The following is a 20,630-nucleotide window of genomic DNA, read 5'->3' as shown; positions in this document are numbered from 1 at the left end:
ACAAAGTCGAGAATATACATAAGGAGGAAATGCCATGAATCCTAGTATTTCACCAATGGGAAACGGATGTAAATTATGTGCAGGATGTACAGGGTGTATGTTCTGTGGACCATCCGCAATTGCTGCAGCGGGTGCAGCAGGCTTTGTTGGATTTTTCTGAGTAATAAATCATAACAAGCAGAAGACTGGAAGTGAGATTTTACCGCTAGATAGTAATAATTCTCACTTCCTGTTCTTTCTATAAAATAATTACAGATGATAATAGAAATAAGATTGATTATATTGTAGGTTAAACAACAATAAGGAGAAGGTATGTATCTGAGATTAATTAACGTAAAAGCAATAGAAAGACAAAGAGATTCTTATATTCTTGTAATAAATAACCGTTATGAAAAGATGGGTGAATCATTGTATCGCATTAACAAAGATGCTTTAGAAATTATACGTAACCTAAATGGGACAAAAACATTTGATGATCTAGTTGACATGATGATCAGTTGTCATTTAGAGAAGAAAGAACAGGCTAAGTATAAATTAAATAATTTTTTGAATGAATTGGAGAAAAATCCAGGAATTTCTGTGGAGTATTTAAAAAAAACAAATCCAATAGAAATACCAATACTTGGAAATGGAAAAACACAGTATCCATCAGCTATTTCTGTAGAAATTACACATAGGTGTAATGCAAAGTGTTTGCACTGTTATGGAGAATATTGTGCAACGAATGCATTTAAAGATAATACAGAGGAAATAAAGAAGTTACTTAAGGATGCACGTAAAGCAGGGACAAGAGTAGTAGAATTTACAGGTGGAGAAGTCACGTGTCATCCGAGGTTTTTAGAAATCCTGAATGAAGCGTATAATCTTGACTATTCATTAGTAAGTATACTATCGAATGGTTTATTTTGGAATAAAGAATTGTTCGCACTGATTGCAGAACATAAGGAGCAGACAGTTGTACAAATCGATTTACACGGAGATAATGATGATTATATAAATTGGTTTATGGGAACACAAATACCCAATATTACTCACCGTGTTAAAGACACAATTATGAGAATTAATAATTCAGGAATACTGATGAGAGTTGTTACAATGGTAACACCGCAAAACATTGACCAAATTGAAAATATTGCAGGATGGGTAAAAGAAGCAGGTATCGAAACTTATGGTATATCAGCAATTACTCCTATGGGAAGAGCTGATTTAGAGGATAAAAATAATTTGCTTTTAAAGACATTAGAACAACATGAAAGGGTTGGTAAAGTAATAGAAAACATTAATACCCGATATGGAAAAGGGTTTTTATATAAAATTAAAGACGGAAATAGCAACGCAAAGAATTGTGGAGCATTTACATCGAATCCTTCAATAACGCCAGAGGGAGAAATCAAATTTTGTGCAATGGATAACCAGACAGTGATTAAATCTTTGGGAAATGTATTTAAAGAGGATATCGGACAGTTGTTTTCAAATAATTATCAATTAATGAATATGATTCGTGGTATACAAGCTCCAGATTATACAAGTAAAGAATGCTCAGGGTGTGAAAAAAAGTACTTTTGTAGTTATTGCATAATACGTGGGTTAGTAGCTGCTAAAGAAAAAGGCTTTGAAAATTGTGCATGGTATTCCCAATATATACCAAATGAGTTTAGGAGGCTGTTAATATAATGACAAATATTATTTCTATTTACAATCTTTCAAAAGCGTTTGATGGTAAGAAATTATTTCAAAATTTTAATTTTACTGTCAAGAAAAATTCTGTCCATGCCTTGATAGGAGCAAATGGAGCAGGAAAAACTACACTATTGCGTTTACTCACCGGATTATACGAACCAGATGAAGGAAAAATATCTGTATCGGGTAAACATGCAATGTTGCTTGAGAATGATTATTTATATGAGGATAAAACAGGTTTGGAGAACTTGAAAATCTTTGGGTTGTATTTTGGATACTACGTAAAGGACTATAAGAAATATAGTGATTCATTAAATATTACAGAACATTTATTGAAACGTGTTAGTACGTATTCAAAAGGAATGAAAAGAAAATTGTCAATTCTAATCGTTATACTAATCAACAGTGAGATTATTTACCTTGATGAGCCAACATCAGGGGTAGATCCGTTGTCTCGTGTTGAAATAAGAAAGATTATCCAGAAACTAAAGGAAGAAGGAAAAACAATATTGATTACATCTCATGATTTAAGTGAAATTGAGAAAAGTGCAGATTATGTCACTATGATTGAAAATGGTAAGGTTGTTTTCAATGAGGATATAGATAACATAAAAGGGACAACACTGGAAGAGTTATTTATAAAAGAAGGTGGAGATTATGAATAATATTAAAAAAGCTGTTTTTTATATTATATTTAAGAGTAAATCTACAATTTTTAATATGTTAGGAGTAGGAGTGCTTGGGACACTGATGTTGGTTGTATTTCAACAGGATCAATTTTATTCAAAAGGAACAGATTATCTTATTTTAGTTTTTTTTGTAGTTCTTTTAGGATGTACTCTTCTTCAGGCAAATTCTATAATAATAGATTTGACAGTGAAAGATAAAATGAGTAAACGGATGGAGTTTTTTTTAGCATCAGGGATTGATTTAAAGTTTATTATTAAGGCCTACACAATACAAATTTTAAAAGCATCAATTATAATTCCTTTTATTATATTTGTATTAGGTTATTATCTCATAGATTTTAAAATTTCATTTTTTGGTATTATAGCCTTTTTTATATCGACAGTAATAATGAGTTACACTGAAGTTCTATTTTTCAATACAATTACATTTTCTGTAGAAAAATATAAGTTATTTAAAAATATGGTCTTTTTTGGAAATTTTTTTCTGATTTATATTAGTGCTATGTGTGCGAATGAAATTGTTGAATTTGTATCAGGTTTAAATATTAGTATGTATATTTTTATTATTATTCTGAATATAATTGGTGCGACAATTTTAGCTGTTATTTCTTTCAGAAAGATTTCTAAATTAGACAATGAAAGTGTTGTAAGGAGTGTTGGACAATGGATTTGACTATTATTAGGATTCATGTGAAAAAAATTTTAACAGGTAATTTTGTTTTTATGAGTCTAGTAGCAATTATTTTTGGTATATTAACCTTATTTAGTAAAGGGCAGGAAAAAATAATTGGCTCATATACTTATATTGATATGCTTTGGAAGGGGTATATTTTTTTATATATTATATTTGCCTGTGAATTAAGTAAAGATTTACTACAAATGGAAAAAATCACAAGAAGAATAGAGTGGTTGATTGCAAATGGGACTAGGCTTCAATCTATCCTTATTAATCATACAGTTTCTTTGTGGATATCAACTCTCTTACTTCTTATGCCACTGTTAGGTATTACTATATACAAAATAGGATCACCTGATGTTGCCCAAATACTTGATTTCTTTACATTTACCTTATTAAGCAGTATAATTATTAATGCAGTTATTTTGGTTATAAGAGATATGAATAAATATAAGGGAATTTCTTTGCGTATATCAGTATTTTATTTTTTTATTTTAATTATTGAGAGTATGTTTTATTCCTGGAGCAATAATTTTATTTTAACTGTTATAATAAAGTATGTAATAAGTTTGTGTGTTAGTGTATTTGTTCTGCGAATGGCCACTAAAGAGAGAATTGTAATGGCATACTACTAGATACGGTAAATGATGTTTCAGTGATGTGGGTGAAAAAGAGTATGAAGAGTAAGTACAGCATATATATTCTGCTCCATATAGCTATAATTGTTATGTGGAGTTTTTTTTATAAATTTAATTTGATTACAAATGATGCTGTAGAGATAAATGCATTATCTATGATATTGTTAGTTTGTTTTATTAGTGCATTATATGTATATATTATGACATCACAAAAAAAAACAGATATAGTGGATAGTATTGATTATACAGTTCCTATATTATTCTGTAGTTCCATGATACATAGAACAGGTATTATAATTTTTGAAATCGCATTTGTATTATTTTTATTGTATAAGGCAAGGAATTTATTAGCCAGGAAAAGATATAAGGAAGAAATAACTGTTCTTATTTCTTATTTTTTGGGATTGCTTTTTTACATTAATCGGTTTGTCCTTTTTTCTTCGTTTATGATAGTATTGGGCATGGCGGTAGATATTTTTGTTAAGTATAAATGGATAAATTTCAAATATGTACATATACTTCCGACTTCTGCAAAGAAGTCAAAATATATTTTAACCTTATGGATACCACTAGTAGTATATATATCTTATATTTTTGATTGGGATTCATTTTGCCTTAATATGATTTTCCAGGTTTTTATGCTATTGTTTGAAATATTAACTATGATACATATAGAGGATAGGCAAGAATTTTATAGAGAAATAAGTTCCTTTTTTTTCTTAACAAAGTATATAAATACTGAAAGAGAGAATTTTTCAAGAATACTTCACGATGATATTGTCCAGGATATCAGAGCATCTTACAATTTATTAGCATTAGAACAACCGGATATTGTGCTATCGAAAAAGGTTTTATTAAATCTGGAAGATCGTGCAAGGAAAATGATGAATTTTTATTCGGCAAATATTTTTCTGGAATATGGTGCCTATATTAATTTAGAAAATATGTTAAATTCTATACAAGCCATATATCCAAATAAGAAAGTTCAATTAAAAATTGATATAAATGAAAAAGCAGAAAAATATCTAAAAAATAAAGTGCATTTAGAAATGCTGTTACAGATTAGTAAGGAATTGATTAACAATATTTTTAAGCATTCCAATGCGACTTATATCAAATACGAAATAAAATTGGACGAAAATATGGTGTTAATAATTAACTGCAAGAGTGATGGGGCGAGTGCAATAGATTATGAAAATATTTTCAAGTCTAAAGGTGGTGTGCTACTTTTGAGGGTGCTTGTAGAGGCAAACAATGGGAAATTGACATATAATTATTCAAATGGCATTTTATGGTCTAGTGTCGAGCTGGAGGTAGATTAGTGAAAATTTTACTATTTGATGATCATAGATTATTTGGAGAGAGTTTAAAGAAATTACTGATAGAGAGTCAATTTGTATCACTTTGCTACTATGTTGAAAGGGAGAATGATTTTTTCCGTACGTTTCGAGAAAAAGAATTTGATATTATTCTATTGGACATAAATTTAAAGAATAGTTCTGAAAAGAATGGATTTGAAATATTGGCAGATATATTATCAATTAATCCAGATTCAAAAGTAGTTATACTTTCTTCGTATGATATGCCTATATACAAAAAGATGGCATTTGACAAAGGAGCTGCGGATTTTATAAATAAGTCTGTTTCTATGGAGGAATTAGTAGAAAGATTAAAGAGAGTTCTTTGTAATAAAACATATTATAATAAAATTCCAGATATTGAGGTATTAACAGAGAGGGAAATTGAAATATTACGAGCAATTTGTAAGGGGGATATAAAGAAGAAAATAGCAAAGAATCTTTTTATAAGTGAACGTACATTATATAACCATATTCAAAATATTTATGATAAACTTGAAGTATCTAATACAGTTGAAGCTTATAACAAAGCAATAAAGCTAGGATATATTGAGCCATTAATGTAATCTGTTCCGAATTTAAGTATTTTTTACTTTTTTTGATAGAATTGTAGGCAGATAATTAACTATAAATGAGCAAGTTCGTGATTTTGCATAAAAGAGAGACACCTTGATTCCGTGTGTTGTATAATGAAAGTACCTAAACAAACATTTGCAACATTTACGAAAGAAGGTGTCTCTCGCAAATACTATACATCATTCTACATTCATATACAACCAGCTTAAGAAATTAAACTTATACAAATTTTATTCCAATCGAGTGATAAATCATCTTATGAGCATTCTGATCAGCATATTTCTTTTAGGATACCATGGGAAAACCACGGACTTTGCTAAAAACAGTTCCTGTCACAGGACTACGATCGCACATTTCCTTAATTCAGGAAAATGGGATGATTCCTCACTTTCAGATACGTTAAAACGTTCTGTTATAGAGATTATTTATTCAGAAGCAGCTCGCACCGGAAAGCCTTTTTTCTGTATTGTAGATGATACGACAGCTTCAAAAACAAAGCCTTCGTCACAGGCTCTGCATCCAATTGAAGACGCGTACTTTCACCAATCCCATTTAAAGGGGAAACAGGATTACGGACACCAGGCAGTTGCTGTTATGCTTTCCTGCTGGTATACTTCTGAAAAAATAATCAACACTTTCGCAGCCGGAGGATTTCATACCATAGGTGCACTGAAAACAAACCGGATGCTTTATCCATTTGGATTCAAAAAGAAACTTAATGAGTTTGCTGCTTTTTTAACGTCCACACGTTCCAATTTTCGCCTTGTGACAGTGAAAAAACAAAAATATTACGTGTATCGTTATGAGGGAAAACTCAACGGTATTGAAAATGCCGTAGTTCTTTTAAGTTATCCGGAAAAAGCATTTGGAAATCCAAAAGCACTGCGTGCTTTTCTCAGTACAGACGTTTCATTATCATTGGACGAAACACTGTCTTATTATGTCTGCCGGTGACCGATAGAGGTATTTTTTCGCCAGTGTAAGAATAAACTGGCACTGGACAGCTATCAGATACGTTCTGCACAGGGAGTCCGAAGATACTGGCTTCTTATGTCAATGGCACATTTTATGTGTGTGACAGGGACTGGTGAATTCTGTTCTTTTGAAAAAGGCTACCACCGGATTGGAAGCATTATTCAGACAGAAAAGTATCAGTATCTCTTCCAACTTGCAAAAGGAAGTAATGATTTTAAGGCATTTATGAAGTTAGCAGGATAATTTTGTGCAATTTTTCAAATTTGCTCATTTATAGTATATTTCTTAACTTCCTGTAAAATTAACTCTCGTTCCAAATAAATGGCTTATTTATGCGGTTTGTGCGTGTTATATCGTTAACGACACGAGAATTAATTAACTCTCGAGAGTTAACTTATAAAACAGTCACAAATCCATTATTATAAGGTTCTCGTACAGTCGAGAGTTAATTCATCAGGAAGTTAACAATATTATACACAGGATCTGTTAATGTACATATCAGGATAACTGCTTCTGGATTTAAGCTCGAGATGTTCATGGAAAGTTTGTATTAAGAGGGCCTCTGAAAATGAGGTCCTCGATATTTTTATCAGAGTATTATAATTGAAAAATAGTAACGAATTTATGAAGTATCTCTGATTGTGCAGATTATGTACCAGAAGTTTGGGCTGGGATTACTGCTTGCAAGAAAGGGAAAAGACTGGTATCGGATAGGATTAGTATTAAAGAAAAGTTCTTTTATTCGATAAAGTTTTCTACGGACAGAGGATATGCGACGAGCCTTGGTATGAATATATATCTATGGAAAGAGGATATTGAAGACGGAGCGTCGGTGATGACAGTCGAATACAGACCTGTAGAATATGGAAAGGATTATGATGTTGTCAATAATCCTGATATATTTGAACTCTATATAGATGGAAAAGAAGTAAAAGAATAGCAGGGTGAACTTTTAACACCGAAATATGTACGATTTCTGTTATGACATGAACTTATGGGAACGTATTGCGGATACTTTGTGAACTTTATCTTGATACAATGATTATGCTGATGAAAGAGGGCATAGATAACTGAATACAAGAAAGAGACAGAAGCCTCAGTAGTTAAGAAAAACTACTGGGGCTTTTTTTCGTGCCTGAATTTATCAGCCAATAACTGCGGATGTGTCCCGGCAGGATGAAGGCGGAGCAGGCATGATCCTAAACAAAGGTCCTCCTTCCGAATTTGAAACGAGCAACAAGATTTCAAATTCAGGAGGAACGGATATGTATATTGAACACCCATATTTTTACGAAGGAAAGTATTACGCAAATATTGATGGAGAAATGATCGAGATTACAAAAGAAGTTGCGTATGCGATGAATAATTTTTACAGAAGCAGCAAGGCAAAAAAAGTTGAGATTAAGAATGAACTGGGTGAGGTTGTGGATAAGATGCTGAGAGAAGTACCTTACAGCGGTCAGTCCATTGATGGAGAAGGCTTCATGATTGAGGATTTTCCAGATCTGAACTGTGATGTGGAGCACTGTGTACTGACAAAAATGGAACAGCAGGATATTCACACAGTGATCAATCAACTGAACTCAGAGGAACGCATGATTATTTATGGTATTTTCTTTGAAAACAAGACACAGACACAGATGGCGGAGATTATGGGGATTTCCAGACAGATGCTGTCATACAAGTTGAAATCCACTCTTAATAAGATGCGTGAAATGTATATGAATAAATTTTTTTAAAAAATTTTTCAAAATCTTTTGCATCTGCCAAAGTCATTTGACTTTAGTAATTAGAGGAAGTTAAAGGACTTCCTAAAATGAACCATGATAACTGAATATCCAATAATAACTGACGTGACATTTCATACAGTGAGCACGAGGAAGATGCCGCTATAGGATTAAAAGACGTAAAAACATTTTTAGAGCTAATAATGCTGCGAAAAAGCACTGACCAAAGCCAGTCGGCAGGCTGGTGATGCGATGACATGTGTGAGATGCGATACACTTGCAGACCCTGAGAAGTCTGTAACTGGTAAACCTATGAACTGCCAGAGCCTGGAAACGAGAGTTTTTGGGTTGTGGTCCGGAGTATAGCATTCGGACAGGTTATTATTCCCTTCCTGCAGATGCAGGAGTAACGATTCGGGATATCGAGGATAAATAGAATCGAGCGAGCACTGTTTAATAATCAAATTGGCTATAGAGGTTATGCGGCAGAGCTTTCTATCTTGGAAAGGAACTCTGCCGTATTCCTGTGGAGCCAATATAGCGCTATGAATGCTTTACAAATAAAAAAAGATTGGAGAGATGACAAGTGACGATTCGAAGAGGAGATATTTTATGGGCGGATCTCGGTATGTTTCCGACAACCTCGGTTCAGGGTGGAGTACGACCGGTGATCGTGGTAAGTAACAACAAAGCTAATACATACAGTTCAGTCATTACAGTAGTTCCGCTGACGTCAAGAATATATAAGAAGCGGTATTTACCAACACATGTATTTATCAGTAAGTACGATATGACAGGGATCCGAAAAGGAAGCCTGGCATTGGCTGAACAGGTTATGAGCATTTCTACAAAATGTATTATTGAGAAATGCGGAAGAGTAAATAAGTGGAGCCTGGATCGGGTACTGAAAGCAGTACGGATTCAGATGGGAATGGAAGGAGAAGGGCATGACAGCAGAGGAATATAGAAATTATCTGGATCAGGATTTCAGTGATGTGGATATCAATGAAATGACTGATCTACGGATGATAAAAGCAGACAGAAATAAGCCGCTTCAGGAACGGAGAGATATTTTTCTGAATAAAGTAGGAAATCCTTATCTGGTCCGGATCGGTAATATGAAAGTAAAAGTCAGATTTGCAAATAACGGTATATCTATGGAGCAGGCATTTGAGAATATGCTTCTGAGTGTCTGAAAAAGTATGCTTCTGAGTGTCTGAAAAAGTACTGGTAAAATTGAGGGGACTGTGTTAGAATGTCGGTAAGGACAAATTATGCAGCCCCCTTTTATTACATGGATTTTCTGACGTAATAAAAGGAGGTAAGATATGTATCAGAATATCAACAAAATCTATCATGCCGCCATCTATGTCAGATTATCTAAAGAAGATGGCGATATTTCCAGTTCAGCAAAACTGGAAAGTAACAGCATTTCTAACCAGAAAGCTTTGATTCTGGATTTCCTGAAAGACAAAAAAGATATTGAAGTTGTTTCAGTCCGAGTTGATGATGGCTACTCAGGCTCTAATTTTGAGCGCCCTGCATTCCAGGCAATGCTGGAAGATATCCGGCGTGGGATTGTAGACTGCGTAGTGGTAAAAGATTTATCACGATTTGGAAGGGAATATATTGATTCCGGGAAGTATATCGAGAGATTATTCCCGGCTCTTGGTGTGCGTTTTATTGCCATCAATGATAATTATGACAGTCTTAAGGGAAAGAATCAGGCAGACGAAATCATTATCCCATTTAAAAATTTAATCAACGATGCTTATTGTCGTGATATTTCTATTAAGATCAGGAGTAATCTTGAGATTAAGAGGAAAAAAGGCGAGTGCGTGACTCCGTTTGTAGCATTTGGATACAGGAAGACAAAGACAGATAAGCATAAATTAGAGATTGACCCATCGGCAGGCAGTGTAGTACAGGATATTTTTAAGATGAAGCTGCAGGGAATGAGTCAGGATGCGATCGCTAATCGTTTAAATGAACTGGGTATTCTTTCCCCATTTGAGTATAAAATAAGCAGCGGCAGTCGTTATGAAACAGGTTTCCGGCAGAAAGAACAGGCACTTTGGAGTTCCGTTACGGTTCGCAGGATACTGGAAAACGAGGTTTATATCGGAAATCTTGTGCAGGGAAAAAGGACAACACCGAACCATAAAGTGAAGCAGACTTATGTGAAACCGGAAGATGACTGGATCCGGATTGAGAAAAACCATGAGCCACTGGTGAGTGACCGTGATTTTGAAATTGTGCAGAGACTTCTGGGCATGGATACACGTACTTCACCTGACCAAAAGCAGGTATATCTGTTATCCGGAATTGCTGTATGTGCGGATTGTGGTGCACCTATGACAAGAAAAGTTTCTACTGTGGCAGGAAAAAAATATGCTTATTATTTATGTTCCACAAATAAAGAAACAAAACGCTGTTCCAGTCATAGAATACCGGAAAAGGATCTGGAAGATGCCGTACTGGTGATGCTGAAACAGCATATCCAGAATATCCTGCACCTGAAAAGAGTCCTGGAATTTATTGGTACTGTGCCATTTCAGGAAATCAATATGAAGAAGCTGCAGGATAGGCTGGAGAAGAAAAAACAGGAGACAGAACGCTGCAAGGAGTTACGAATGATGCTCTATTCGGACATGAAAGAGGGCATTGTATCAAAAGAAGACTATGTAGAGCTTCATGCAGCCTATGGAAAGAGGCTTAGAAATGCGGAAGAGAGTATCCGTGCGATCCAGAAAGAAATGGATAGTGAGCTGGAAAAAGCAGACAATGCAAATACCTGGCTGGATTATTTTGCGAAATATCAGAATATTGAAGAACTGTCCCGCACTGTGGTGGTAGAACTGATCAGGCAAATCCGAGTATATGATAAAAAGAATATAGAGATCACTTTTGATTTTGATGATTGTTATCAGACATTGCTGAATCAATTACCCGCTATGGGAGTTGATACAGTAATAGATAATGATAATAATCTGCAGGTCAAGGTAAAGGAGGTTGTATAAAATGGCACGAAAGAGCAGGAAAAACATTCCGGAAGTAGTCAGCAGTGCAACCGTCCAGACAGAGGTAAGCAGACCGTTCCGGGCAGGATTGTATGCCAGAATTTCAATGGAAACAGAAGAAACATTAGAAAGAGGAACGATAGAAACCCAGGTGGAATTGATGAAAAACTTTGTAGCAGATACGGAAGATATTTCGGTTGCGGAAGTTTATAAGGACTCAGACTATTCAGGTACAAATTTTGACCGTCCCGGATTCGTACAGATGATGGAAGATATCAAGCATGGAAAAATCAACTGTGTTATTGTGAAAGATTTGTCCAGACTTGGAAGAAATTATGTCGAAACCAGCAATTATATTGAACGAGTATTCCCGTTTTTCCATGTAAGATTCCTGGCTGTGACAGATGATTTCGATTCCTTCAGAGAGGGTGTAGATATTACAGTTCCACTTAAGAATATCATCAATGAGTTCTATTCGAAAGACCTTGCCAAAAAGAGTAGCAGCGCAAAAAAAGCACTTTGGAAAAAAGGAAAATTTACAAGTGCCTGGGAACCGTATGGTTACAGAAAGTCAGAAGAAGACCATCATCAGCTGATTGTTGATGAAGAAGCTGCAGAACATCTAAAAAGTATATTTTCTATGTATATGGATGGCAGGAACTATAGTGATATTGCAAGACAGCTCAATAAAGATGGAGTTTTATCGCCGACTTTACAGAGAAAATTCTATAAAACTGGTGAAAAGCCGCTTCCGGAGTCAAAACCCTGGAACAATTATGAAGTGAAGCGAGTACTTCAGGATGTTCATTGCACAGGTGATTCTGTATTTGGAAAATATCAGCAAAGTGTTTTCCGGGGAAATAAACAGAGAAACCGACCAGAGAGTGAATGGGTGCATGTGGAGAACACGCATGAAGGGATTATAGATAGAGAGTTGTTTCAACAGGTACAATCTAAAATCCAGGAATATACGGAGGCTTATAAGAAGAAACATCAGCAGAACAATGGGGCTATTCGAAACCATAATTTCTATACAGGAAAGATATGGTGCGGAGGCTGTGGCAACCGCATGACGTTGTCCAGAGAAAGAAATGGCACATTCTTTTATATCTGCGGAGCCAATACGAACCATAAATCCGGAGGAAAGCAATGCAAAGGGCACAGAGTCAGAAAAGAATATGTGGATGACGATGTTCTTCGCCTGATCCAAACGCATATGAAAACCGTATTGGATACAGAAAAAATGATTCAGGAAATGAATGCAGCTTCCAAAAATCAGACAGAGTACCTGCTTTTGGATAAAGAGGTGGGGAAACTTCGACGGGAACTAAGCCGTATCAGTAAGCGTAAATCGGATTTATATGAAGATTACTCGGAACGTTTGATTACAGAAGAAGAGTACATACAGTTTTCTCGGATCTATTCCAATGAAATTGAGAATATCAAGAGCCGTCTGGACACAGTATTGGCGGCACAGGTTCGGTATTCCCAGGATTACCACATTGAAGAAGGCTGGGGAAATGTGATACATACTTATATGTCAAAGCGTAAGCTGACAAAAGAAATGGCAGATGCCTTTGTGGATTCAATTATTATCCATGGTAAGTATGATTATGAGATCAAGCTGGTATATGACGATCAGTTTGCAGATTTACAGAAATTAAAGAAAGAGAAGGAGGCGCAGTCAAGATGACAGATCATAGAAAAACAGCTGTTTATATCCGTTTATCCGCAGAAGATGACAATGTAGATGGCAGAGCCAAAAAAGAGAGCGACAGTGTAACTTCTCAGAGAATTCTGTTAAAATCATTTGTGATTGATCAGCTGGGTGTAGCTGAGGCTGCTATCCTGGAATATGTGGATGACGGTGTCAGCGGCACTCATTTTAAACGGCAGGGATTTCAACAGCTGCAGGATGACATGAAAAGCGGAGAAATCGGCTGTGTAGTTGTAAAAGACTTTTCCAGATTTGGAAGAGACTATCTGGAAGTTGGATTTTATATTGAATATATTTTTCCACTTCTACAGATACGATTTATTTCGATTAATGACAGCTATGACAGTGCAGCAAGCAGCGGAATGACTGGTGGAATGAATGTGGCATTGCAGAATCTGGTATACAATATGTATAGCCTGGATTTGTCCAAGAAAATTTCATCAGCATTGCAGACAAGAACGAGAAATGGTACACGCCTTCCGGTAAATGCCAGATATGGCTATAAAAAAGGAAAAGATGGAAGGCTGGAAGTAGATCCGGAGGCTGCAAAAGTTGTGAAAATGATTTTTAAAATGGCAGCGGAAGGAACAAGTTTTGCAGATATTACAAGGGAATTGAACAGACAGGCGATTGCCACTTGTGATGAGCAGAAATTATCAAGAGGGGACCAGGTGCAGTTCCAGAGGTTTGACACGATCAAAAAGAAACACTGGAGCCCTACGACAGTAGCGGCAATTGTCCGGGATGAGATTTATATTGGAACCAGAATCTGGGGAAAAACACGTTGCAGTATGCATACCGGTCATAAAGCAGTTCTGAATGATGAAACAGAATGGGTTCGCCTGGAAAATCATCATACGGCAATTATAGACAGGGCATTGTTTGAAAAAGCAAATGAAATGCATCCGAAAAAGAAGAGAAGTGTTGCGGAATCACGCACCAATTTTATTCTGGAAAGACGTAAAAAACAGCCGGCATTGTTGCTATGTGCTAACTGCGGGCATTCTCTGCTAAAAGAAACAGAGCATTTGCTGAAATGTTCAGATGCCCGAACCAATGGAGATCCTGTGTGTCGAAGCCTGGTGCTCCAGCGGGAACTGCTGGAGGAAAATATCCTTGGGCTTGTCCATCAGTATGCAGCGTCAATGTTGGAAAAAGAAAAGAAAATATCTTCCAAAAGGCAATGCGAATACAAAGAGATTAATACTGCAGAATTGCAAAAACAGAACCGACAGTTGACCTCGGAAAAGATGAAACTCTATGATGATTACAAAGATGGTCGTATAGATCGTGATTCGTATAAGCAGAGAGCTGGAAAGATAAGTGTACAGCTGGATGAAATAAAACGAAAGATAGAAGATGCGGAGAATAGCAAAAAGCTTCTTGAACAAAATGAACTTTCTGATAAAATAAAACTAAAAGATTTCTTGGGAATTCAGAAGTTCGATACAGAGAAGCTGCGTGAGATTATCAAGGTGATCCGTGTTCATAGTCAGGATGAAATTGAAATCGAATGGAATTTTGACGATATTTTTTCGGAACAGAGATAACTTGAGCAGGACAAGAATGACTTATCAGAAGATAATCAAGGTGCTGGGACTACCTGATGGAAGCGTCAGATAGTCTTCGGCAGAAAAAAATAAAATTTTTTTTGTCCTATACTTGACACATCCACATGTATGCAGGCATACATATTGTTCCAATATGGCGAAAGCTGGAATGAATCCGAAAGCACTCCAATATTTAATGGGACATTCTGATATAGGGGTTACGTTAAATGTATATACGCATCTGGGATTAATTGATGCAAAAGAAGAGATGAATAGGATTGCAAAACTGGCATAGTATGATAAAATAATAGAAAAAAGAATTAAAAATAATCTGATTATAAGGTTCTTAGAGAGCCTGTTTTCCAGGCTGGTTATTACTAAGAAGTTACTAAATTTGGATAAGAAAATATACGAATTTATGCTGTGATATACAGGAAAATGACAGGATTGAAGATTATCGGAAAATGCCTGTAAACAGCGTAAATACAGCATTTCAAGGAGTTTTAAGCAATGATAAGAGTGTTATTTGTCTGCCACGGCAACATATGCAGATCAACTCTTGCCGAGAGTGTTTTTACCTACAAAGTGAAGGAGCTTGGTCTTGAAGAGCAGTTTATAATTGATAGTTTTGCGACGAGTACCGAGGAGATTGGAAATCCGCCTCACAGAGGAACTGTAAAAAAACTTCGTGAAGTGGGAATCCCGCTGGTTCCGCACAGAGCGAAACAGATCACGTGGGCGGATTATAATAAATTCGACTATATTATTGGTATGGACACTGCAAATATAAGGAATCTGAACCGGATGCTGAGAAATGATCCGGAAGGAAAGATTTATAAATTTCTTACTTTTGCGGGAACTGGAAGAGACATCGCAGATCCGTGGTATACAGGAAATTTTGATGAGACTTATGAGGATGTAATGGAAGGTTGTGATGGATTTCTGAAATATCTGACAGAACAGGGAGAAATTTATCGCTGAATACGGAAATAAAGACATAAAATCCAAAAGGATATCAAAAATCTGACAGTACAAAGCAGCGGAAGCTGCTTTTTCTGTCGATGAAAACTTCTTTACAAATACAGAAACATCTTTTATACTGTTTCATACAGCAGACAACTCAAATCTGGCAGAGAAATCTGTTTTCTACAGGGAGTATTTTAAGTAAAATACTCATTCTAATCAGGACATTCGTCCGCATTGTCTCACAGAAAGGAAAATTTAATATGGAAAAAGGCTATGAAACTTTTGTCACAGAACTGAGAAAGCTTCTTCTTGCTGCTATGGATTTGGAAGAAGATGAGATTTACTTTGCGAAAAAAGGGGAAAAATATGGATGTACAGGGGACAGGCTTTTTGTGGAATGCAGACATATTGAGAAAGCAAAAAAGATATGTGGTCTGCATACAGAAGAACTTTATGAACGATATTGTCAGGAGCATAACCTGAATAATATTGTCCATGACTGTGTCTGTGAGATAAAAAAAGCAGATGAAACCAGTGTGGTCTGCGATATAAATGATCTGGAAGACTATGAAAAAATCAAAGGAAAACTTTTTATCCGTCTTCTCAGTGCAGAGCGGAACGGGGAGGTATTAAAAGACACGATTTATCATCAGGTCGGAGATATTGCACTGGTTCTGTATTATCTGGCAGGTGAAAAAGACGGCTATATCCTGAGCACGAAAATTAAGAAACATTTTCCAGAACAGTGGGGAAAAGATCCGGATGCTGTTTTTGAGGCTGCCCTTGTAAACACCTATTTTATCAGTCCGCCCAGAATCTACCACTGGGAAAAAATGTTGTTTGATAAAACCTATACAGGAGATAATTTTATGGATCTTCTGGAAACTTATCAGCCAAATAAAGGAATTGCGGGAAACTGCCTCAGTACAGAAAAACGCACCAATGGTGCAGCTGCAATTTTTCTTCCGGGAGTGGCGAGACGTCTTGCGGAGCTGATGGAAGCGGATCTGTATCTTGTATTTACCAGTGTTCATGAAGTGATGGTACATAGTGCGGACATGGTTTATCCGGAAGACCTGAAGGATGTTCTTATGGACACAATCAAAAAAGCAACGCCTCCAGAAGATTATCTGACATCTTCTATTTATCGGTACAGCCGAAGAACCGGTGAGTTTTCGGTAGAACTGGAATAAAAAAAGCCAGGCTGGAATTTACTGCAGAAACAAAATTCCAACCTGGTTTTCTTAATATATAATGTTAGCTGAGAAGAGCGGAATCATTGGAAAATTCTTCGCCGCTGGCTTCTTCGAATTTATCAAGAAGATCTTTAACGGTAAGTTTTTTCTTTTCTTCACCCTGGATATCCAGAATGATTTTTCCCTCCCACATCATGATCAGGCGGTTGCCATGAGTGATAGCGTCACGCATGTTATGAGTAATCATCATGGTTGTCAGGTGATCGCGGTTTACAATCATATCAGTGATCTCAAGGACTTTGGCAGCAGTTTTTGGGTCGAGAGCTGCGGTATGTTCATCCAGAAGAAGAAGCTGAGGCTTTTTTAAGGTTGCCATCAGAAGAGTCAGAGCCTGGCGCTGACCGCCGGAGAGAAGGCCGACTTTGGAAGTAAGACGGTCTTCGAGGCCCAGACCGAGAATCTTCAGAAGCTCGTGATACTCTTCCCGTTCCTGACGGGTAATACCTGGACGGAGAAGACGGGATTTTCCACGGCGTTTTGCAAGGGCAAGGTTTTCTTCGATACCCATAGTAGCTGCGGTTCCGGTCATAGGATCCTGGAATACACGGCCAAGGTAAGCAGCTCTTTTATATTCGGAAAGTTTTGTGACATCAGTTCCACCGATGATGATCTTTCCGGAATCTACAGGCCAGGCACCTGCAACTGCATTCAGCATAGTGGATTTACCGGCACCGTTTCCACCGATAACAGTAACAAAATCGCCCTCGTTCAGATGGAGATCCACGCCATTTAAGGCAACTTTTTCATTGATAGTACCCGGATTAAATGTTTTATGTATATCAATCAATTTCAGCATGATTATTTACCTCCCTGTTTGGCTTTTGTAAAATATTTGCCCTTCCAGTATGGAAATGCAAGAAACAGTGCAACAACAAGGGCAGAAAGCATTTTCAGAAGGTCCGTATCAATTCCCATCCAGATAACAACCTGGAGTACCAGATAATAAAGAATGGAACCAAATACAACACTTAAGAGCTTCAGTGCAAAGTTGCGGAAAATACGGCTGAAGATTGCTTCACCGATGATAACGGCAGCAAGACCGATAACGATGGAACCACGTCCCATATTAATATCCGCAAATCCCTGGTACTGTGTAAGAAGAGCTCCGGAAAGAGCAACCAGTCCGTTGGAAAGCATCAGAGCAAGGACTTTGTTACGGTCGGTGTTGATACCCTGTGCACGGGACATGCTTGGATTACATCCGGTAGCACGTAAGGAACAGCCAAGCTCTGTTCCAAAGAACCAGTAAAGAATCGCAATCAGAATAACGATCATAATGGCTACAATAAAAAGAGTGTTCTGTGTCAAGGAAACACCTTTAACACGTCGAAGAGATACCAGAAGATTAAATTTATCAACATTGATCGCTTGGTTTGCTTTTCCCATGATTTTTAAGTTTACAGAATAAAGGGAAAGCTGTGTCAGGATTCCGGCAAGGATGGCCGGGATCCCCATAAAGGTGTGAAAAATACCGGTGGCAAATCCTGCCAGAAGTCCGGCACCTGTTGCAGCCAGCATGGATATCCATACGTTGTGTCCGCTAAGCATCATCATAATGCATACAGCACCGCCGGTACATAAAGTTCCATCTACGGTAAGATCCGCAATATCAAGAATACGGAACGTAATATATACGCCGATTGCCATGATTCCCCAGATAAGTCCCTGTGCGGCTGCTCCGGGAAGTGCAGTGAATAAACTCATAATTTGCATGTTAAATATCCTCCTCTTTTTTATGCACGAACAGCGAGAAGGGGAGAACCCTTCTCGCTGCATCAGTGTATAATAGGTTTTTTACCGATTATTCAGCTGTTTCTTCTGTCTCAATTGCTTCATATCCATCCGGAACTTCAATGCCAAGCTCGTCGCAGATATCTTTGTTGTATTCTTTTGTGAATTTAGGTGCATACTCAATAGCCATCTTGGAGATATCCTCGCCATCCTGAAGGATGCTGACTGCCATCTCACCGGTTTTGTATCCAAGATCATAGTAGCTAATGGAAAGGGTTGCAACACCACATCCCTGGCAGATACCTTCCTCACCTGCGATTACCGGAACTTTTGCCGGAAGGCAGATGTTGTTGATGATCTCTGTGTTGGAAGCAACGGTATTATCTGTCGGTACATAGATTACATCACTGTCATTGGCAGCAGTAGTAACAACAGAAGAAAGGTCGTTGGAATCAGAGAATGCATAATATTCACAGGTATATCCAAGTTTTTCGAGAGCATCCTTAACAGTATCTACCTGATACTGGGAATTCGGCTCTGCGGAGCAGTAGAGAAGACCGACATTTTTTGCATCCGGGAAAAGCTCATGAAGCATATCCGCCTGCTCATCAAGTGGAGCGAGGTCAGAAGTACCGGAAATATTTCCACCTACAGTTCCGTCAAAATCATCGATTCCGAGAGCTACACCATATTCAGTAACGGCTGTTCCAAGGATCGGAATATCGGAAGTTCCAGCAGCAGCAGCCTGAAGAGATGCAGTTGCATTTGCAAGGATCAGATCGGTTCCCTCAGAAACAAAACTGTTGATAATAGTAGAACAGGTATTGGAATCACCCTGTGCGTTCTGCTCGTCGAATTTTACAGAATCCCCCATCTTTTCTGTGATGGCATCCTCAAAACCTTTGGTTGCCGCATCCAGAGCGTCATGCTGAACCAGCTGGCAGATACCGATGGTATAAGTCTTTTCTTCTTTTGCACTTACAGTAGCAACACAGGTTCCGGTTACGAGAGCTGCGGTAAGTACAGCTGTTAAAACACGCTTTTTCATATTCATTTCCTCCTCACGATATAATTGCATTTTTGCATTTTTTAATTTTATAAATGCAACACTGATTGTGTTAGTATAACGCTTTAACGCTTAAAAGTCAAGAAGAATTAACGTGAAAATACGTTGATAAGAAAAATTGTGCACAGAGAAAAAATATTTTCATATCCTATTATGACGGAAGGTATTGCGAGGAGAAAAATATGGCGTATAAGATTATTCTGGATGCCGGTCATGGCGGGGAAGATCCGGGAGCTGTTTATAAAGAGCGTAAAGAAAAAGACGATAATCTGAAACTCACGCTTGCTGTGGGAAAAATCCTGGAGGATAAGGGAGTGGATGTAGTTTATACAAGAACTACTGATATTTATCAGACTCCTTTTGAAAAAGCAAGGCTGGCAAATGAATCTGGTGCGGATTATTTTATTTCTTTTCACAGAAACAGCAGTCCGGAATCTGAGCAATACAATGGTGTGGAGGTTCTGGTATATGATAAAAAAGGAATCAAGTATCAGATGGCGCAGAACATCGAAGGCGCTCTTGGTGAACTGGGATTTCAGGAACTGGGAGTAAAAGAACGTCCTGGACTTGTTGTACTTCGCAGAACAAAAATGCCGGCACTTCTGATAGAAACCGGATTTATCAATTCAGAAAAAGACAATCAGCTTTTTGATGAGAAATTCGAAGAAATCGCCAGAAGTATTGCAGATGCAATTCTTGGGACTCTGGATGAGGAAACCGTAGATGCACCATTGTATTACCGTGTACAGACAGGCGCTTTTCGTAATCGTGAAAATGCGGACCGGATGCTGTACCAGCTGACGGACCAGGGATTTCCGGCTTTTATTCTGAAAGAAAATGATCTCTATAAAGTTCAGGTAGGCGCATATATGCAGCTTGGAAATGCAGTGAATATGGAACAGCGTCTCAGAGACAGTGGATATAGTACTGTGATTGTAACAAAATAATGCCGGGAATAGGATCGTAGATGTGAGTTTTACAATCTGCTGGTGCGTATTATAAAAA

The 20,630-nt window shown here is 37.2% G+C and carries 23 protein-coding genes; 20 read left to right on the top strand and 3 right to left on the bottom strand.

The annotated features are described in order from the left end of the window. Positions 1-34 precede the first annotated feature (34 nt). From G5B06_RS19210 to G5B06_RS03780, 19 genes are all read left to right on the top strand, one after another. Positions 35-160 carry a hypothetical protein gene (locus G5B06_RS19210; protein WP_015529879.1) on the top strand — a complete coding sequence of 42 codons (126 nt, stop codon included), beginning with the start codon at positions 35-37 and terminating at the stop codon, positions 158-160. Between the two features lie 152 nt (positions 161-312). Then, entirely contained in the window at positions 313-1,674 is a 1,362-nt protein-coding gene (locus G5B06_RS03860; RefSeq protein WP_055039881.1) for a radical SAM protein, read from the top strand. After that, positions 1,674-2,345 (top strand): ABC transporter ATP-binding protein, encoded by a 672-nt coding sequence (locus tag G5B06_RS03855; RefSeq protein WP_015529880.1) that lies wholly within the window; start codon positions 1,674-1,676, stop codon positions 2,343-2,345. The genes G5B06_RS03860 and G5B06_RS03855 overlap by 1 nt, the downstream gene beginning before the upstream one ends. Then, positions 2,338-3,042, top strand: coding sequence for a hypothetical protein (locus G5B06_RS03850; RefSeq protein WP_015529881.1), 705 nt, complete (start codon positions 2,338-2,340; stop codon positions 3,040-3,042). Before G5B06_RS03855 ends, G5B06_RS03850 begins: the two co-directional genes overlap by 8 nt. Further along, positions 3,033-3,680 carry a hypothetical protein gene (locus tag G5B06_RS03845; RefSeq protein WP_015529882.1) on the top strand — a complete coding sequence of 216 codons (648 nt, stop codon included), beginning with the start codon at positions 3,033-3,035 and terminating at the stop codon, positions 3,678-3,680. The genes G5B06_RS03850 and G5B06_RS03845 overlap by 10 nt, the downstream gene beginning before the upstream one ends. Positions 3,681-3,721: 41 nt before the next feature. Beyond that, on the top strand, positions 3,722-5,005 hold the full coding sequence (locus G5B06_RS03840; protein ID WP_055039880.1) for a hypothetical protein: 1,284 nt from the start codon (positions 3,722-3,724) through the stop codon (positions 5,003-5,005). Further along, positions 5,005-5,607, top strand: coding sequence for a response regulator (locus tag G5B06_RS19340; protein WP_055039879.1), 603 nt, complete (start codon positions 5,005-5,007; stop codon positions 5,605-5,607). Before G5B06_RS03840 ends, G5B06_RS19340 begins: the two co-directional genes overlap by 1 nt. A gap of 268 nt (positions 5,608-5,875) precedes the next feature. Next, on the top strand, positions 5,876-6,571 hold the full coding sequence (locus G5B06_RS03830; RefSeq protein ID WP_015529886.1) for a transposase: 696 nt from the start codon (positions 5,876-5,878) through the stop codon (positions 6,569-6,571). A gap of 96 nt (positions 6,572-6,667) precedes the next feature. Then, the gene (locus tag G5B06_RS18920; RefSeq protein WP_015529887.1) at positions 6,668-6,835 is read left to right on the top strand and encodes a hypothetical protein; all 168 of its coding nucleotides are present in this window, start codon (positions 6,668-6,670) and stop codon (positions 6,833-6,835) included. A 544-nt stretch (positions 6,836-7,379) separates the two neighbouring features. Then, a complete protein-coding gene (locus G5B06_RS03825; protein WP_015529888.1) occupies positions 7,380-7,532 on the top strand; it encodes a hypothetical protein in 153 nt (50 codons plus the stop codon). A 325-nt stretch (positions 7,533-7,857) separates the two neighbouring features. Further along, complete coding sequence (locus G5B06_RS03820; protein WP_172677211.1) at positions 7,858-8,331, top strand: sigma factor-like helix-turn-helix DNA-binding protein; 474 nt, start codon at positions 7,858-7,860, stop codon at positions 8,329-8,331. Between the two features lie 574 nt (positions 8,332-8,905). Then, positions 8,906-9,286 (top strand): type II toxin-antitoxin system PemK/MazF family toxin, encoded by a 381-nt coding sequence (locus G5B06_RS03815; RefSeq protein ID WP_012744261.1) that lies wholly within the window; start codon positions 8,906-8,908, stop codon positions 9,284-9,286. After that, positions 9,267-9,515: a DUF6870 family protein gene (locus G5B06_RS03810; protein WP_055152282.1), complete on the top strand. Its 249-nt coding sequence runs from the start codon at positions 9,267-9,269 to the stop codon at positions 9,513-9,515. Before G5B06_RS03815 ends, G5B06_RS03810 begins: the two co-directional genes overlap by 20 nt. A 132-nt stretch (positions 9,516-9,647) precedes the next feature. Beyond that, entirely contained in the window at positions 9,648-11,339 is a 1,692-nt protein-coding gene (locus G5B06_RS03805) for a recombinase family protein (protein WP_173771419.1), read from the top strand. A gap of 1 nt (position 11,340) precedes the next feature. After that, complete coding sequence (locus tag G5B06_RS03800) at positions 11,341-13,032, top strand: recombinase family protein (RefSeq protein WP_173771417.1); 1,692 nt, start codon at positions 11,341-11,343, stop codon at positions 13,030-13,032. Continuing rightward, positions 13,029-14,606 (top strand): recombinase family protein, encoded by a 1,578-nt coding sequence (locus G5B06_RS03795; protein ID WP_173771415.1) that lies wholly within the window; start codon positions 13,029-13,031, stop codon positions 14,604-14,606. Before G5B06_RS03800 ends, G5B06_RS03795 begins: the two co-directional genes overlap by 4 nt. 112 nt (positions 14,607-14,718) lie before the next feature. Further along, entirely contained in the window at positions 14,719-14,901 is a 183-nt protein-coding gene (locus G5B06_RS03790) for a tyrosine-type recombinase/integrase (RefSeq protein WP_226845253.1), read from the top strand. 215 nt (positions 14,902-15,116) lie between these two features. Further along, positions 15,117-15,587 (top strand): low molecular weight protein-tyrosine-phosphatase, encoded by a 471-nt coding sequence (locus G5B06_RS03785; protein ID WP_173762326.1) that lies wholly within the window; start codon positions 15,117-15,119, stop codon positions 15,585-15,587. A gap of 245 nt (positions 15,588-15,832) precedes the next feature. Further along, entirely contained in the window at positions 15,833-16,765 is a 933-nt protein-coding gene (locus G5B06_RS03780; RefSeq protein WP_148446531.1) for a DUF5688 family protein, read from the top strand. A 64-nt stretch (positions 16,766-16,829) separates the two neighbouring features. Here the strand turns inward: G5B06_RS03780 and G5B06_RS03775 are convergent, their stop codons facing one another. The 3 genes from G5B06_RS03775 to G5B06_RS03765 form a co-directional block, all read right to left on the bottom strand. Then, on the bottom strand, positions 16,830-17,624 hold the full coding sequence (locus G5B06_RS03775) for an ABC transporter ATP-binding protein (RefSeq protein ID WP_021977269.1): 795 nt from the start codon (positions 17,622-17,624) through the stop codon (positions 16,830-16,832). Positions 17,625-17,626: 2 nt separating this feature from the next. Next, on the bottom strand, positions 17,627-18,541 hold the full coding sequence (locus tag G5B06_RS03770) for an ABC transporter permease (RefSeq protein ID WP_173762325.1): 915 nt from the start codon (positions 18,539-18,541) through the stop codon (positions 17,627-17,629). Between the two features lie 88 nt (positions 18,542-18,629). Further along, positions 18,630-19,607, bottom strand: a complete 978-nt coding sequence (locus G5B06_RS03765) for an ABC transporter substrate-binding protein (RefSeq protein WP_148446525.1) — start codon at positions 19,605-19,607, stop codon at positions 18,630-18,632. A 200-nt stretch (positions 19,608-19,807) separates the two neighbouring features. Between G5B06_RS03765 and G5B06_RS03760 the strand changes: the two genes are divergently transcribed. After that, positions 19,808-20,572 carry an N-acetylmuramoyl-L-alanine amidase gene (locus G5B06_RS03760; RefSeq protein ID WP_148446523.1) on the top strand — a complete coding sequence of 255 codons (765 nt, stop codon included), beginning with the start codon at positions 19,808-19,810 and terminating at the stop codon, positions 20,570-20,572. Positions 20,573-20,630 lie beyond the last annotated feature (58 nt).

It is taken from the genome of Blautia luti (assembly GCF_013304735.1).
In the GTDB taxonomy this organism is placed as follows: domain Bacteria; phylum Bacillota; class Clostridia; order Lachnospirales; family Lachnospiraceae; genus Blautia_A.
This window is presented reverse-complemented; position numbering and strand designations above follow the sequence as displayed.